General features: G+C 56.7%; 10 protein-coding genes. 4 read left to right on the forward strand and 6 right to left on the reverse strand.

Features of this window, described 5'->3' with window-relative positions; translation table 11 throughout:
• Positions 1-54 precede the first annotated feature (54 nt).
• The 4 genes from alkB to AS136_RS07475 form a co-directional block, all read right to left on the reverse strand.
• Positions 55-708: a DNA oxidative demethylase AlkB gene (gene alkB, locus AS136_RS07460; RefSeq protein ID WP_008803980.1), complete on the reverse strand. Its 654-nt coding sequence runs from the start codon at positions 706-708 to the stop codon at positions 55-57.
• Positions 708-1,772 carry a bifunctional DNA-binding transcriptional regulator/O6-methylguanine-DNA methyltransferase Ada gene (gene ada, locus AS136_RS07465; protein ID WP_008803979.1) on the reverse strand — a complete coding sequence of 355 codons (1,065 nt, stop codon included), beginning with the start codon at positions 1,770-1,772 and terminating at the stop codon, positions 708-710. Before ada ends, alkB begins: the two co-directional genes overlap by 1 nt.
• A gap of 73 nt (positions 1,773-1,845) precedes the next feature.
• Positions 1,846-2,898 carry an FAD:protein FMN transferase ApbE gene (gene apbE / locus AS136_RS07470; RefSeq protein ID WP_008803978.1) on the reverse strand — a complete coding sequence of 351 codons (1,053 nt, stop codon included), beginning with the start codon at positions 2,896-2,898 and terminating at the stop codon, positions 1,846-1,848.
• Positions 2,899-3,001: 103 nt separating this feature from the next.
• Positions 3,002-4,093, reverse strand: coding sequence for a porin OmpC (locus tag AS136_RS07475; RefSeq protein WP_008803977.1), 1,092 nt, complete (start codon positions 4,091-4,093; stop codon positions 3,002-3,004).
• A gap of 771 nt (positions 4,094-4,864) precedes the next feature.
• On the opposite strand from AS136_RS07475, the gene rcsD reads away from it, so the two are divergent.
• Both rcsD and rcsB read left to right on the forward strand, forming a co-directional pair.
• A complete protein-coding gene (rcsD, locus tag AS136_RS07480) occupies positions 4,865-7,522 on the forward strand; it encodes a phosphotransferase RcsD (RefSeq protein WP_023323044.1) in 2,658 nt (885 codons plus the stop codon).
• 15 nt (positions 7,523-7,537) lie between these two features.
• Entirely contained in the window at positions 7,538-8,188 is a 651-nt protein-coding gene (gene rcsB, locus AS136_RS07485; protein WP_004201684.1) for a response regulator transcription factor RcsB, read from the forward strand.
• Between the two features lie 45 nt (positions 8,189-8,233).
• On the opposite strand, the gene rcsC is transcribed toward rcsB, so the two are convergent.
• Both rcsC and gyrA read right to left on the reverse strand, forming a co-directional pair.
• The gene (rcsC, locus tag AS136_RS07490; protein ID WP_023340561.1) at positions 8,234-11,074 is read right to left on the reverse strand and encodes a two-component system sensor histidine kinase RcsC; all 2,841 of its coding nucleotides are present in this window, start codon (positions 11,072-11,074) and stop codon (positions 8,234-8,236) included.
• A 131-nt stretch (positions 11,075-11,205) separates the two neighbouring features.
• Positions 11,206-13,839, reverse strand: a complete 2,634-nt coding sequence (gene gyrA, locus AS136_RS07495; RefSeq protein ID WP_008803974.1) for a DNA topoisomerase (ATP-hydrolyzing) subunit A — start codon at positions 13,837-13,839, stop codon at positions 11,206-11,208.
• A 146-nt stretch (positions 13,840-13,985) separates the two neighbouring features.
• Here gyrA and ubiG point away from each other — a divergent pair, with 146 nt between their 5' ends.
• Both ubiG and nrdA read left to right on the forward strand, forming a co-directional pair.
• The gene (gene ubiG / locus AS136_RS07500; protein ID WP_008803973.1) at positions 13,986-14,714 is read left to right on the forward strand and encodes a bifunctional 2-polyprenyl-6-hydroxyphenol methylase/3-demethylubiquinol 3-O-methyltransferase UbiG; all 729 of its coding nucleotides are present in this window, start codon (positions 13,986-13,988) and stop codon (positions 14,712-14,714) included.
• Between the two features lie 344 nt (positions 14,715-15,058).
• Positions 15,059-17,344, forward strand: coding sequence for a class 1a ribonucleoside-diphosphate reductase subunit alpha (gene nrdA / locus AS136_RS07505; protein ID WP_008803972.1), 2,286 nt, complete (start codon positions 15,059-15,061; stop codon positions 17,342-17,344).
• The last annotated feature ends 1 nt before the right edge of the window (position 17,345 follow it).

Here is a 17,345-nt window from a genome sequence, read left to right on the forward strand (position 1 = left end):
AAAACAGCCAGCAGTTTAAACGGCTCGCCGATGACATCAAGAATAATTCTTATTTTAATACTGGCGACTGCCCGCCTGCCGAAAAGTGAGGTTGTAACGACAGTCGCCCGTTTCGGGGTGATGCCCGGCTTTCAGCGGCTGAATACCGTGATAAAACAGACGCGACTCGCCGCCCCAGACCACCACATCGCCATGCTCCAGCAGCAGCCGTTGTAGCGGGTCGCTGCGTTGCAACCCGCCAAACTGAAAGATGGCCGGCAGACCCAGCGAGACCGAGACGATCGGCGCCCGCAGATCCTGTTCATCTTTATCCTGATGCAACGACAGTTTTGCGCCCGGCTGATAGCGGTTAATCAGACAGGCGTCGGGGGAAAAGTTCGGATAGCCGCCGGCCGCGGCTGCCGCCAGCGCCAGTTCGCGGAATACGGCAGGCATCGGCGGCCAGGTTTGATCGGTTAACGGGTCGACCGGGTCGTACAGGTAGCCGTGGCGATCGGTGGTCCAGCCCAGCGCGCCGCAGTTGGTCATGGCGACCGACATGGTGTATCCGCCCGGCGTGACCATCTGGCGAAATGGCGACTGGCGGGCGACATCGGCAATCGCCTGCAGCAGCGCCGGGGCGCGCTCGCGGGCGAAGCGTCGGAGCACCACCGCACCGGGTGCCAGCGGCTCCTGCCACGGTGGCGTATCGCTAAACAGATCGAGCATTATTCCTCCTCGTATTGGGCCTCGCGCGCCAGCAGCTGCGCTTTCCGCGCCGTTCCCCAGCGATAACCGGACAGCGCGCCGCCCTCCCGTACCACCCGATGGCAGGGAACGATCACCGCCAGCGAATTCGCCGCGCAGGCGCCAGCCACCGCTCTTGCTGCTCGTGGCAGACCAATATGCTCTGCCACCTGGCGGTAGCTGCGGGTCTCGCCCGCCGGGATCTGCCGCAGCGCCTGCCAGACCTGCAACTGAAAGGCGGTGCCCTGCAGATCCAGCGGCAGCGATACCGGCCGCCGGCTGTCGTCGAGGTGGGCGAAAACCTCGGCCATTTGGCGACGGAACTCAGGGGTGCCCTGGCGCAACTCGGCGTTGGGAAAGCGCTGGCGCAGGTCGTCGAGCAATGCCGTATCGTTATCGCCCGGCAGAACGGCGCAAACGCCACGCTCACTCTGCGCCACCAGACAGCGGCCCAGCGCGCAGTCGCCCGTGGTCCAGGTCACCACGGTGGCGGCGCCGCCACGGCGAAACTGACGGGCGGTCATACCTAATGCCGCATCGGCCTGACGATAATAGCTGCTGCTGTCGGGAAAACCGGCCGCCAGCGCGGCGCGGGTCACCGTGTTCCCCTGCTCCAGCGCTTCCCGCAGACGTCGGGCGCGCCACGCCTGTTGCCACGCTTTGGGGGTCATACCGGTGACGGATTTAAACAAACGGTGGAAATGAAACGGGCTGACCGCCAGCTCACGAGCCAGCGCCTCAAGGGTCAGGGGCGCGTCCTGCTCCAGCAACCGGCAGGCCTGCGCCACTTTGTCGACCCTTTGCTGCTGCGGATCGTCTTTATCCGGCTGGCAGCGTTTGCAGGGGCGGAACCCCGCCGCCACGGCAGCGGCGACGTCGGCAAAAAAGCGCACGTTTTCCCGCCGCGCACGACGCGAGCGGCAGGAAGGGCGGCAGCAGATACCGGTGGTCAGTACCGCAAAGACAAACTGACCATCGGCCCGGGTATCACGTTCGCAGACCGCCTGCCAGCGGCGGTCATCGGTATCGGCAACTATCGGTTTCATGACGAGGCTCCTGCTGTAAGTGTATCCTCAGTCTGCGGCGACGCCCGCAGCAAAAAACCCGCAATCTTGCTTTTTAATTTTTCTCGCCGACGAGGAAGGTGCGAAACTGTGGCGACATCCAGGTTTTAAACCCCTCGCCCTCTTTGACGATCATATAGACTGCCAGCCCCTGCTCGCGCACCACCTGCTGCGCTTTTTCCGGCCCGAGGACCATCAGTCCGGTATCCCAGCCATCCGCCTCCAGCGCCGTTGGCGCAATGACGGTGACGGAGACCAGCTTATGGCTTATCGGCTGCCCGGTCTGCGGATCGATGACGTGCGAGATACGTTTGCCGTCGAGTTCATAGTAATTACGATAGCTGCCGGAGGTGCTGATGCCGTGACCATTGATGTCGACAATCGCCTGGACGGCGTTTTCCCGGTCGGTCGGTTTCTGGATCGCCACCCGCCAGGGCTTGCCTTCGCCGTTCATCCCGCGGCTCACCAACGCCCCGCCCACCGACACCAGATAGCGGGAGATCCCCTCCTGCTCCATCAATCGCGCGAGGTGATCGGCAGCATAGCCCTCCCCCACCGTGGAGAGATCGACAAACAGATCGGGGATATCTTTTTGCAGGAATTGCCTGCCGCTCTGATTGATAACCTGCAGATGCTGCAGGCCGGTGCGCGCCTTCGCCGCGGCTATCGCCTGGGCATCCGGGGTGGTGACCGGCTGTTTATCCGGGCCAAAGCCCCACAGATTGACCAGCGGCCCCACGGTAATATCCATCGCGCCGTGCGTTTTGGCGCCAATCCGCAACGACAGCGTCACGATGTCCGCCATCGCTTCGCTCACTGGCCAGGGCCGGGTATCCGCCGCGTGGTTGAAACGCATCAGCGCCGAGTCGTTTTTCCAGGTCGAGAGCAGGCGATCGTCGGCATCCAGCTGGGCCTGAACCTTGGCGCGCAACGCCTCGGCCTTTGCCTCATCCACGCCAATGACGCTGACCCGCCAGAAGGTGCCCATGGTTTTGCCATCCAGCACGGTGGCCGTCGAAGCCGGGGTCGCAGGGGTGGTGGCTGAATCGCAGCCAGAGAGCAGTACGCAGGCGCCCAGCAGTGCGGCGCGAAAGAAAGTCATGTCCATTAGTCGAGGCTCCTCTTACCAGGGCGACAAGAGTATACCAGCGAGGTTAAACCAGACATAAAAAAAGGCGCCAGAGGCGCCTTTTTCTTGTGCAGCTTGCGACTTAGAACTGGTAAACCAGGCCCAGTGCAACCACGTCGTCGGTAGAAACACCGGCGTTGCGGGTGAAGCTGTTGTCGTCCAGCAGGTTGATTTTGTAGTCAACATAGGTGGACATGTTTTTGTTGAAGTAGTAAGTCGCGCCAACATCAACATATTTCAGGAGGTCCTGGTCGCCGTAGCCTTCCAGATCCTTACCTTTAGACTGCAGGTAAGCCACGGACGGACGCAGACCGAAGTCGAACTGGTACTGAGCAACCACTTCGAAGTTCTGTGCTTTGTTAGCAAAGCCCAGGGAACCGGCGCGGGTCGCGTTGTAGGTCTGGGTGTACTGAGTGGCCAGGTAGATGTTGTTCGCGTCGTATTTCAGACCACCGGTGTAGGTTTCAGCGTTGTCGCCGTTACCCAGAACCAGGTTGTTCTGATCGTCGGTACGTTTAGAGTGAGAGTACGCGAAACCAGCGCTGATGCCATCAAAGATGTCATAAGTTACAGAAGTACCGTAGCCGTCGCCATTCTGTTTCTGCGCGCCACGACCGTTGTTGGTCGCGCCTTCGCCGCTGACGCTGCCGTTTTTACCCTGGTACTGCAGAGCAAAGTTCAGGCCGTCAACCAGACCGAAGAAGTCAGAGTTACGGTAGGTTGCAACGCCGTTAGCACGGGACTGCAGGAAGTTGTCAGAACCGTAGGTGTCGCCGCCGAATTCCGGCAGAACGTCGGTCCAGGACGTTACGTCGTATACCACGCCGTAGTTACGACCGTAGTCGAAAGAACCCGCGTCGCCAAATTTCAGACCGGCGAATGCCAGACGAGTCCATGCCTGATCGCTGGAGCTTTCAGTGTTGTTCGCCTGAACGTTGTATTCCCACTGGCCGTAACCGGTCAGCTGGTCGTTGATCTGAGTTTCGCCTTTAACGCCTACACGCATGTAGGTCTGGTCGCCGTCTACGCTCTTGTCGTCAGAGAAGTAGTGCAGACCATCGATTTTACCGTACAGGTCTAATTTGTTGCCATCTTTGTTATAAATTTCAGCCGCATTTGCTGCGCCTGCTACCAGCAGAGCCGGTACCAGGAGGGACAGTACTTTAACTTTCATGTTATTAACCCTCTGTTTGTTATATGCCTTTTATTATGCCACTGCTTACTGATTACCCTTCTAATCAGTCGGCTATTTCATTGTGCTGCAAAATGCAGAATAATCCAACAAGAATATGATACTAAAACTTCTAAGATGTTTCAAAATGCCCACAAGATGTTTCAATTTGTAAAAATGGCGGAACTTTTTGCACCACAAAATGGTCTGGGAAATACGCACTAATAATCAAAAAAAATATTTATTGGTTCACAATCAATCACATACACACAAATAACTCTATAGCACTGAATGGTAAAACAAAACTATCATTGGTGACTAAAATAACAGTCGCTATCATCATTAACTTTATTTATTACCGTCATTCAGTTCTGAATGTCTGTTTACCCCTATTTCAACCGGATGCCTCGCATCCGGTTTTTTTTACCCTTCTTTACACAACTTTAATTTATCTGTGCTACGGCAAAAAATTCCCTAACGACTATTAATCAATCAATTAGCCTGTCAATTGCCCTTATTCAGCCAATGTCTTGTTATTTCGTGCGATTCTTCCGCCTGTACTTTGTCAATATCGCGACTGGTCAGCGTTGTTGGCGCGGTTTCATTGGCGCTTCGATTCTAAGATAATTCCTGGAGAGTATCGCGCCGCTGGCACCATTCTGTAGTATGGATTTACGCCATTAGCCTTTATACTGCCTGCAGCATCTGCTTTGTTGCCAGTTACTCTGGCGCTACATCCTGTTTACAAACAATGATGAGTCGTTCAGCCACAAGATGACCCCGAAAAAATTCTCCCTGATCCCCGGCAACATCAGCCGCTTCTTCATTTTGATGGTTATTGTCCTGCTGGCGACGATGGGGGTGATGATTCAAAGTGCCGTCAATGCCTGGCTGAAAGAGAAGAGCTATCAGGTGGTTGATGTCTCCCACGCCTTGCACCAGCGCATTGACACCTGGCGCTATGCCACCTGGCAGATCTACGACAATATCGCCGCGACCTCGGCTAACGCTGCGAGCGGTGGCTTGCAGGAGACGCGTTTAAAACAGGACGTCTACTACCTTGAGAAGCCCCGGCGTAAAACCGAAGCGCTGATTTTTGGCTCCCACGACAGCTCGACCCTCGAGATGACGCAGAAAATGTCCGATTATCTCGATATTTTGTGGGGTGCGGAAACCATCCCATGGTCGATGTACTATCTCAATGGTCTGGATAATAGCCTGATTCTGGTCTCAACCCTGCCGTTGAAGGACCTCTCCTCAAGCTTTAAAGAGTCAACGATCAGTAGCGTCGTGGAATCCCGGCGCGCGGAGATGCTGCTGCAGGCCAATACCCTTGATGAGCGCGAGACCTTCTCGCCGCTGCGCCATCTCGCCTGGCAGAACGCGCACTACTTTACGTTACGCACCACCTTCAACCAGCCTGGACATCTGGCCACGGTGGTCGCTTTCGACCTGCCGATTAACGATCTGATCCCGCCAGGCATGGCGTTGGACAGCTTCCGTATCGAGCCAGACCCGTCGCAAAACCTTGCCACCAATCCTGACAAAGAGACGACCGACCATATCGGGATCACCTTTAACGGCATGCAGATCGACATCGCCACCGATATCAGCACTACCGGTATGCAGTTGCTCTGGACGGTACCGCTGAGCAGCATGCTGCTGGCCGCCCTGCAGAATATTCTTCTGCCGCTGCTGCTCAACATTGGCCTGCTGGCGCTGGCGCTGTTTGGTTTTACCACCTTTCGTCACTTTAAAGGACGCAGCAGTCCGTCTGGCGCCGGGCTCCCTTCCGCCGCCAACAGCGAACTGCGTCTGCTGCGCGCTATAAATGAAGAAATTGTTTCTTTGCTGCCGCTGGGGCTACTGGTTCACGATCAGGAAGCCAACCGAACCCTTATCAGCAACCCTATTGCCGACCATCTGCTTCCGCACCTGAATCTGCAGAACATCACCAATATGGCGGACCAGCATCAGGGGGTGATTCAGGCTACCGTCAATAATGAGCAGTATGAAATCCGCCAGTATCGCAGCCAGGTAGCCCCGCGCACGCAGATCCTGATTATCCGAGACCAGGACCGCGAAGTGCTGGTCAATAAAAAGCTCAAGCAGGCCCAGCGCTTGTATGAGAAAAACCAGCAGGGGCGGGCGGCCTTTATGCAGCATATTGGCAGCGCCCTGAAGCAGCCCGCGCTGAACCTGGCGGCAGAGGCGGCGGCGCTCGACAGCGCAGAGAACCGGACGCTGGCGCAGCATGCCGATGAGCTGGTCAAACTGATCGATGACATTCAGCTCGCCAATCTGCTGGAAAGCGACACCTGGAAAACCAGCCAGGCGCTGTTCTCGGTTCAGGAACTGATCGATGACGTTGTACCGGAAGTTCTGCCGGCGATGAAGCGCAAGGGTCTGCAGCTGCTGATCAATAACGCGCTCCCTGCCGGTGAGCAGCGCTACGGTGACCGTGAAGCCCTGCGACGCACACTGGTGCTGTTAATCCAGTATTCCATCACCACCACGCCTATCGGCAAGATCACCCTCGACGTTTGTCAGGACGAGTCGGCCAGCGATCGTTTGACCTTCCGCATTCTGGATACTGGCAACGGCGTCTCGGCAAACGAGATCGACAATTTGCACTTCCCGTATCTCAACGAGACCCAGAGCGATCTGTACGGCAAGGCGAACGCCCTCACCTTCTGGCTGTGCGACCGCATGACGCGCAAACTGGGTGGGCAGTTGACCATCAAAGCGCGGGAGTCGCTGGGAACGCGCTATACCCTGCACCTGAAAATGCCGGCCAGCGAAGAGGCGCCAGAGGCGGGCGAACATCTGCTGGATGACGTTATCGTCCTGCTGGATGTGACTTCCAGTGAAGTGCGGCGGATTGTCACCCGCCAGCTGGAGAGCTGGGGGGCGTCGTGCATCACGCCGGACGATCGGGCGACAAGTCAAGCGTTCGATCTGTATTTAACGGATAATCCGTCTAATCTTACTGCTTCGGGCTTGCTTTTAAGCGATGATGAGGTCGGGATACGCAAGATCGGCCCGGGACAACTGCGGGTCAACTTTAATATTAGCACGGCGATGCAGGAGGCTATCCTGCAGCTTATTGAGCAGCAGCTGGCGGAGGAGGCGGTTCAGCCCGCCACCTCAGGAAACGAGAGTAACGCCGAACTCCATGCCAGCGGCTATTACGCACTGTTTGCCGATACGGTACCGGATGATGTTCAGAGATTGTATACTGAAATCGAAGCGGGCGATTTTGCTGCTCTGGCGCAAACCGCCCACCGCCTCAAAGGGGCATTTGCTATGCTTAATCTGATACCCGGCAAGCAGTTATGTGAAACGCTTGAGCATCTGATTCGCGAAAAGGATGCGCAAGGCATAGAAAAATATATCAGCGACATTGACGTTTACGTCAAGAGCTTGCTGTAGAAGGTAGCCTTATACATGAACACTATGAACGTAATTATTGCCGATGACCATCCGATCGTACTGTTCGGTATTCGTAAGTCACTTGAGCAAATTGAGTGGGTGAACGTCGTTGGCGAGTTTGAAGACTCCACGGCCCTTATCAACAATCTTCCGAAGCTGGACGCCCATGTGCTGATCACCGATCTGTCCATGCCCGGTGATAAATACGGCGACGGGATCACGCTGATTAAATACATCAAGCGCCACTTCCCGGATCTGTCGATCATTGTTCTGACCATGAACAACAACCCGGCGATCCTCAGCGCGGTGCTGGATTTGGATATCGAAGGGATCGTTCTCAAGCAAGGAGCGCCGACCGACCTGCCAAAAGCGCTGGCCGCGCTGCAGAAAGGGAAGAAATTCACACCGGAAAGCGTCTCTCGTCTGCTGGAAAAAATCAGCGCCAGCGGCTATGGCGATAAACGCCTGTCGCCGAAAGAGAGCGAAGTGCTGCGTCTGTTCGCTGAAGGCTTCCTGGTGACCGAGATCGCCAAAAAGCTCAACCGCAGCATCAAAACCATCAGTAGCCAGAAGAAGTCGGCAATGATGAAGCTGGGCGTGGAAAACGACATTGCGCTGCTGAACTACCTCTCCTCCGTCTCGCTAAGTTCGACGGATAAAGAGTAATCCCTTTGTTTTCTCCGTCTCGCCCCGGCGAGACGGAGCTCCCCGTTATTCCCGCCCGTTACGTACCCGCGCCGCATACACCGTCAGCGTTTGCTTCAGCACGTCGAGGGTGACCGGCTTGGACAGGCAGCTGTCCATCCCCGATTCAAGACAGCGCTGCTTCTCTTCCGCCAGGGCATTGGCGGTGACGCCGATCACCGGCAGCGTCAGGCCAAGCTGACGAATGCGCTGCGTCAGACGATAACCATCCATATTGGGCATGTTGACGTCGCTGAGCACGATATCGATATGCTGTTTGCTAAGTACGTTGAGCGCGTCGACCCCGTCGTTAGCGGTCACGCACTGGTAGCCGAGCGATCCCAGCTGATCCGCCAGCAGACGGCGGTTAATCGGGTGATCGTCGACCACGAGGATCATCATGTCGTCGTTATTACCGATCTGCGCGTCCGGCGCCATCAGCGCCCGGCTATTCTCCGCGCTGTCGAGGGCGACGTGGAAAATACGCCCCAGCAGCGGCAGCAGTTCATGCGGCGTCGTCACGCTGTGCAGCCACTCTCCGGCCGCTCGCTCCTGCGGGATGCCGATATGGCGGCGGCAGAAGATGACCATCGCACTTCCCCGCCAACCCGCCTGCGCTTCATCGTCAGTCAGCAAGACATCGTCGGCGTCCGGCGTTTCTCCGGCATGGCGGCGTACCGTCAGGCCGTGATAGCTGAGCAGCGACGTGACGAACATCGCCAGCGAGGTATTATGGATTGCCAGCCAGCAGGTCTTGCCTGCGAAACCATCCGCCGTCACCTGCGGTGTGTTCTGCACGCCATACAGCGGGATACGGATGGTAAAACGGCTGCCCATCCCCGGCTCCGTTTCCACGGCGATATCGCCATCCATCATGCTGATCAGCTTTTCACAGATCGCCAGGCCAAGGCCGGTGCCCTGGAAGTTTCGCTGCACGCCGGTCCCCACCTGGAAGAAGGGATCGAACAGGCGCAACACCTCTTTCGCCGGGATCCCCTCCCCGGTATCGCGGACGCTGATCTGCAGATAATCCCCCGCACACTGGACGTGCAGGATAATACAGCCGGTGTCGGTGAACTTAATCGCATTGCTCAGCAGGTTAGAGATCACCTGCTGCAGGCGCATCGGGTCGCCGGACATCTGCTCCGGGACATCCGGCTCGATAAAGCAGTACAGACCCAGCTGCTTGCGTACCACCAGCGGCAGATAGTTAGCAGAGATATGGTTCATCACTTCGCGCGGGGAAAACTCCCGCGGCTCGATCTTCAACTGCTCAGACTCGATTTTCGAGAAATCGAGAATATCGCTGATGATTTTCAGCAGCAGGCTGGAAGAGTTGTTCATCGCCGTCACCAGGCGATCAACGCCCTTCGGCAGGGCCTTCGTCTGCAGCAGATCGAGGTTACCGATGATGCCGTATAGCGGGGTACGCAGCTCATGGCTGACGGTCGCAAGGAACATCGATTTCGACTGGCTGGCCTGTTCAGCCGCCTGGGCCATCTCCTGCAGCGACTCCTCCATTTTCACGCGGGCGGAAACGTCCACCAGCACGCAAATGGCGACGTTTTCATTGCGATAACGCGAATGGACAAAGCTAATCTGCAGGTTGGTATGGTTGCTGGTCAGCACATCGACAAAGTTGACCTGCTGGCCGCAGATGATCTGCGTCAGCCGCTGGCGATCCTCATGGGTCAGCATATTCAGGTAGTTGTGCGCCAGCTCGTTACTGAGAATATTGGTCCCGTCGACGGTGCGCAGAATACAGATCCCCACCGGGGCTGAGGCCACGATTTTGCGGTTGAACTGTTCATGCTCTTCCAGTCGCTGCGCATCATTTTCCGCCGGGATAAAAATGCGCCGCTCATACATTCGCGCCAGCGCAAACAGCATTGCTCCGGTCAGAATATTGAGAATGATGGCGTTGATGATGAGCATGCGGATCCGCTCCAGCACCTGGTCCACCGAAACGGAATAGACGATACTTAAGGAGGACGGCGCCAGGCTTTTTTTCAGCACCAGCTCGCGAAAACCTGCGCTGTAGCCAAACCACATCCGCTCCTGCATCCACTTCGCTTCGCTCTGGATTTTGCCTTCCGCGCCGGCCAACGAGATCAGCGGCTGGCCGTTATCGTCAAAAATCGTCACGCTCATCGGCAAACTGCCTGGCGTGAAGAAGCTCTCCATACGGATGGTCTGCTCCACGCCGAGCATCGCCTGCAGACGGTTGGCCATATAGACCGGGGTCAGGGCATAAAAGTAGCCCACGCCGGGGCGCATGCCCTGGCTTATCCAGAACAGGTTGTTGCCGCGCTCGTTTTGCGGCGCGTTGCGATATTGCTCAATGCGCTGATGCAGGACTTTCAGCGCCTGATCGCGCTCAATCGGCACGTCCCGTAGGCCAAAGTTGGCCATGCAGAGGTTATCGCTGCCAATGAGAAAGATGCGGTTAAGGTCGTAGGCAGCGGTAAAATTATCCCGCCAGTAGCGCATAAACCACGCCAGTGATTGCAGCGAATTACGCCAGGTGCTGCTCATCGCGCTGCAGTCGGAATCTGGGTACAGGGGTTCAAAGTTGGGCACCGCGATATCGCCGTTTTGCCCTTGCGCTACCGCGTCCCCTGCCGACAAGCGGTTACCGGCGACGTACTTCAGCTCTTTAATCACGTCCGCCGTACGCTGAATATAGCGCTGGGCCTGATCGGCGTTGAGATTGAGCTCCTGATGGATCTCGGCTTCCCGCTCGTGCAGGGCATTGACGATATAGAACACAGAGACAAACGCAATCAGCAGCCACAGTAATACCGCCAGCGCTCTGAACAGATAACGTGAAACCTTCAGGGTTGTATGAAACGAGGCAAGATATTTCAATGTGGCGATGCTCGGCCGTCAGGGACTCAACAGAATGGGGTTAAAGTAGCGGTAAACCAGCTTTGCCGCAATCTTAATGCAAAAAGGGCCGGGAGAATACCCGGCCCTTTCAGAACATTTACCTGGGACGATTACTCTTCGTCTTCGGCGATGTCGTCATCGGTATCCGCTTCCGGGGCGATATCGTCATCGCCTTCCGCTACGCTACCGTCGATGGCATCCAGTTCTTCGTCGTCCACCGGCTCTGCCACGCGCTGCAGACCCACCACGTTTTCATCTTCCGCGGTGCGGATGAGGATCACGCCCTGGGTGTTACGGCCCACGATGCTCACTTCGGAAACGCGGGTACGAACCAGCGTCCCGGCGTCGGTGATCATCATGATCTGATCGCAGTCATCCACCTGCACGGCGCCCACCACGGAGCCGTTACGCTCGGTGACTTTGATCGAGATAACGCCCTGAGTGGCACGCGATTTGGTCGGATACTCCGCCGCTGCGGTACGTTTACCGTAACCGTTTTGCGTTACCGTCAGGATCGCGCCTTCGCCGCGCGGAATAATCAGCGAGACGACGCTGTCGTTTTCCGCCAGCTTGATGCCGCGTACGCCGGTGGCGGTACGGCCCATGGCGCGAACGGCGTCTTCTTTGAAGCGCACAACCTTACCGGCCGCGGAGAACAGCATCACTTCGTCCTGACCAGAGGTCAGATCGACGCCGATCAGCTCATCGCCTTCGTTCAGATTGACCGCGATGATACCGGCGGAACGCGGACGGCTGAACTCGGTCAGCGCGGTTTTCTTCACGGTACCGCTGGCGGTCGCCATAAAGACGTTGACGCCCTCTTCGTACTCGCGGACCGGCAGGATGGCGGTGATACGCTCATCGGCTTCCAGCGGCAGCAGGTTGACGATCGGACGACCGCGCGCGCCGCGGCTGGCTTCCGGCAGCTGATAGACCTTCATCCAGTACAGACGGCCACGGCTCGAGAAGCAGAGGATAGTGTCATGGGTGTTAGCCACCAGCAGGCGGTCGATAAAGTCTTCTTCTTTAATGCGCGCTGCTGACTTGCCTTTACCGCCACGACGCTGTGCTTCGTAGTCGGTCAGCGGCTGATACTTCACATAGCCCTGATGCGACAGGGTGACCACCACATCTTCCTGGTTGATCAGATCTTCGATGTTAATATCAGCGCTGTTGGCAGTGATTTCGGTACGACGTTCGTCGCCGAACTGGTCGCGGATCAGTTCCAGCTCTTCGCGAATCACTTCCATCAGACGGTCGGCGCTGCCGAGAATGTGCAGCAGTTCCGCGATCTGCTCCAGCAGCTCTTTATATTCGTCGAGCAGTTTTTCATGCTCAAGGCCAGTCAGTTTCTGCAGACGCAGATCCAGAATCGCCTGAGCCTGCTGCTCGGTCAGGTAGTATTTACCGTCGCGCACGCCGAACTCTGGCTCCAGCCATTCCGGACGCGCGGCGTCATCACCGGCGCGCTCCAGCATCGCCGCAACGTTACCGAGATCCCACGCCTGGGCAACCAGCGCCGTTTTCGCTTCTGCCGGGGTCGGCGCGCGACGGATCAGTTCGATAATCGGGTCGATGTTGGCCAGCGCAACGGCCAGCGCTTCGAGGATATGCGCCCGGTCACGCGCTTTGCGCAGTTCGAAAATCGTACGACGAGTCACCACTTCACGGCGGTGGCGTACAAACGCGGCGATGATGTCCTTCAGGTTCATGATCTTCGGCTGACCATGGTGCAGAGCAACCATGTTGATGCCGAAGGAGACCTGCAGCTGGGTCTGGGAATAGAGGTTGTTGAGCACCACTTCCCCTACCGCATCGCGCTTCACTTCAATCACGATGCGCATCCCGTCTTTATCAGACTCGTCACGCAGCGCGCTGATGCCTTCCACGCGTTTTTCTTTGACCAGCTCGGCGATTTTCTCAATCAGGCGCGCTTTGTTCACCTGATACGGAATTTCGTGCACGATGATGGTTTCGCGGCCGGATTTCGCGTCCACTTCCACTTCCGCGCGCGCGCGGATGTACACTTTACCGCGACCGGTGCGGTAAGCCTCTTCAATGCCACGACGGCCATTAATAATGGCGGCGGTCGGGAAATCAGGGCCTGGAATATGCGCCATCAACCCTTCAATGCTGATGTCTTCATCGTCAACATACGCCAGACAGCCGTTGATCACTTCCGTCAGGTTATGCGGCGGTATATTGGTCGCCATCCCTACGGCGATCCCGGAGGCGCCGTTCACCAGCAGGTTAGGAATTTTGGTCGGCATGACGTCCGGAATACGCTCCGTACCGTCATAGTTGTCGACGAAATCGACCGTCTCTTTTTCAAGATCGGCCATCAGCTCATGAGCGATTTTCGCCAGACGAATTTCGGTATAACGCATCGCCGCGGCGGAGTCGCCGTCGATGGAACCGAAGTTACCCTGGCCGTCCACCAGCATGTAACGCAGCGAGAACGGCTGCGCCATACGAACGATGGTGTCGTATACCGCGGAGTCGCCGTGCGGGTGGTATTTACCGATTACGTCACCAACGACACGGGCTGATTTTTTATAGGCTTTGTTCCAGTCATTGCCCAATACGTTCATGGCGTAAAGTACGCGACGGTGTACCGGCTTCAGGCCATCTCGGACATCCGGCAGCGCACGGCCAACAATGACCGACATCGCATAATCCAGATAAGAGTTCTTAAGCTCTTCCTCAATGTTGACCGGTGTAATTTCTCTCGCAAGGTCGCTCATCTAACCGCTATCCCTCTACTGTATCCCGGATTCAAAGGTCGCAAATTATAACACAGCCGCGCTAATAGAGGTAAAGCAATACGGTTTATTCATGGCGCGCTGCTGATATACTCGCAGGTCTGAACAGAAAAGGAGTAAAAGCGCCCATGAATGCCGAAAAAACGTCGGTAGCCCCTAACGTCGATCATGCTGAAATCGCCAAATTCGAAGCCGTCGCCTCGCGCTGGTGGGATCTGGAGGGCGAGTTCAAACCGCTCCACCGCATCAACCCGCTGCGGCTGGGTTATATCGCCGAACGCTCCGGCGGCCTGTTCGGTAAAAAAGTCCTCGATGTCGGCTGCGGCGGCGGCATTCTCGCCGAGAGCATGGCGCGCGAAGGTGCGACGGTCACCGGACTGGACATGGGTGCCGAACCGCTGCAGGTCGCGAAGCTGCACGCCCTGGAGAGCGGTATTCAGGTGGACTATGTTCAGGAAACGGTTGAGGAACATGCCGCGAAGCATCCGCAGCAGTATGACGTCGTGACCTGTATGGAGATGCTGGAGCACGTGCCCGACCCGCAGTCGGTGGTGCATGCCTGCGCGCGGCTGGTGAAGCCCGGCGGCCAGGTCTTCTTCTCCACCATCAACCGCAACGGCAAGGCCTGGCTGATGGCGGTGGTCGGTGCGGAATATGTCATGAAGATGGTGCCTAAGGGCACTCATGATGTGAAGAAGTTTATCAAACCGGCCGAGCTGCTGAGCTGGGTAGATCAGACTACTCTGAAAGAGCAGCATATCATCGGTCTGCATTACAATCCGCTGACCAACACCTTCAAGTTAGCGCCGGGGGTTGATGTTAACTATATGTTGCATACCACCGCCAAACAGGACTGAGGTCAGCACCTGCGCTTATGATGATTGCGCGGCATCAAGCCGCGTGATTATTTCTTCCGATGAAGAAATCAGCACTCGATCAAATTTTCATTTTTTTTTCTGTTTTATTGACTTCTTCTCCAGGCCTTATGCGACGTGGACTTGCGGATTATTACCCTTCCGCAACCTCAATTTAACGTCAAAATCAACCCTTGTACTCAAAAGATTCCTTACTAAAATACTCACCATATAGCGTTTCTTTTATCGACAACCCCCTACATATAGTATTTATCCACAGAGTTAGTCACAACGGCCTTCTGTGGATAAACGGGGGATATTTTCTTTCACGGACAGGTAAAATCCACATGAATCAGAGTCTGCTGGTGACAAAGCGCGACGGGACCACCGAGCGCATCAATCTCGACAAAATCCATCGCGTACTGGATTGGGCGGCAGAAGGACTGAATAACGTTTCGATTTCCCAGGTAGAGCTGCGCTCCCATATCCAGTTCTATGACGGCATCAAAACCGCGGACATCCACGAAACCATTATTAAAGCCGCCGCGGATTTGATCTCCCGCGACGCGCCGGATTACCAGTACCTCGCCGCGCGTCTGGCGATTTTCCATTTGCGTAAAAAAGCCTTCGGCCAGTTTGAGCCGCCGGCGCTCTACGATCACGTGGTGAAGATGGTCGAGAAGGGTAAATACGATCATCATCTGCTGGAAGACTACACGGAAGAAGAGTTCCAGCAGATGGACGGTTTCCTCGACCACTGGCGCGACATGAACTTCTCCTACGCAGCCGTTAAGCAGCTGGAAGGCAAGTATCTGGTACAAAACCGCGTTACCGGCGAAATTTATGAGAGCGCGCAGTTCCTCTATATTCTGGTGGCTGCCTGCCTGTTCTCGAACTACCCGCGCGAAACCCGTCTGGACTACATTAAGCGTTTCTACGACGCGGTATCGACCTTTAAAATCTCGCTGCCGACGCCAATCATGTCCGGCGTGCGCACCCCAACCCGTCAGTTCAGCTCCTGCGTGCTGATCGAGTGCGGCGACAGCCTGGATTCCATCAACGCCACCTCCAGCGCGATTGTGAAATACGTTTCCCAGCGCGCCGGTATCGGCATCAACGCCGGGCGCATTCGCGCGCTGGGCAGCCCGATCCGTGGCGGCGAAGCCTTCCACACCGGCTGCATTCCGTTCTACAAACATTTCCAGACCGCGGTGAAATCCTGCTCGCAGGGCGGCGTTCGCGGCGGCGCGGCGACCCTCTTCTACCCAATGTGGCATCTGGAAGTGGAAAGCCTGCTGGTGCTGAAAAACAACCGCGGTACCGACGCCAACCGCGTTCGTCACATGGACTACGGGGTGCAGATCAACAAACTGATGTACACCCGTCTGCTGAAGGGCGGCGACATTACCCTGTTCAGCCCTTCCGATGTCCCGGGCCTGTATGACGCTTTCTTTGCCGATCAGGACGAGTTCGAGCGCCTGTACACCCAGTACGAGCAGGACGACAGCATTCGCAAGCAGCGTATTAAAGCCGTTGAGCTGTTCTCGCTGATGATGCAGGAGCGCGCCTCTACCGGCCGCATCTATATCCAGAACGTCGACCACTGCAACACCCACAGCCCGTTCGATCCGGTGGTCGCCCCGGTGCGTCAGTCTAACCTGTGCCTGGAGATTGCCCTGCCGACCAAACCGCTGGAAGACGTCAACGACGAAAACGGCGAAATCGCGCTGTGCACCCTGTCGGCCTTCAACCTCGGCGCGATTGACAGCCTAGACGAGCTGGAAGAGCTGGCGGTGCTGGCGGTGCGTGCCCTGGATGCGCTGCTGGACTATCAGGATTACCCGATCCCGGCCGCCAAACGCGGCGCAATGGGGCGTCGTACGCTGGGCATCGGCGTGATCAACTTCGCTTACTATCTGGCGAAGCATGGCAAACGCTACTCCGACGGCAGCGCCAACAACCTGACGCACAAAACCTTCGAAGCGATTCAGTACTACCTGCTGAAGGCCTCCAACGAGCTGGCTATCGAGCAGGGCGCCTGCCCGTGGTTCAATGAAACCACCTATGCGCAGGGTATCCTGCCGATCGATACCTATAAGAAAGACCTGGACGGCATCGTCAGCGAATCTCTGCACTTCGACTGGGAAGCATTGCGCGAATCCATTAAAACCCACGGTCTGCGTAACTCCACGCTCTCCGCACTGATGCCGTCCGAGACCTCATCGCAGATCTCCAACGCCACCAACGGCATTGAGCCGCCGCGCGGCCACGTCAGTATCAAAGCGTCCAAGGACGGTATCCTGCGCCAGGTGGTGCCGGATTACGAAAATCTGCAGAACGCCTATGAGCTGCTGTGGGAAATGCCGAACAACGACGGTTATCTGCAGCTGGTGGGTATCATGCAGAAGTTTATCGACCAGTCGATCTCTGCCAACACCAACTACGATCCGACGCGCTTCCCGTCCGGAAAAGTGCCGATGCAGCAGTTGCTCAAAGACCTGCTCAACGCCTATAAATTCGGTGTCAAAACGCTGTACTATCACAACACCCGTGATGGCGCAGAAGACGCTCAGGATGACCTGGCCCCGTCCATCCAGGACGACGGCTGCGAAAGCGGCGCTTGTAAGATCTAAG

Origin of the sequence: Klebsiella sp. D5A (genome assembly GCF_001620885.1) — a bacterium.
Lineage (GTDB): Bacteria > Pseudomonadota > Gammaproteobacteria > Enterobacterales > Enterobacteriaceae > Klebsiella > Klebsiella variicola.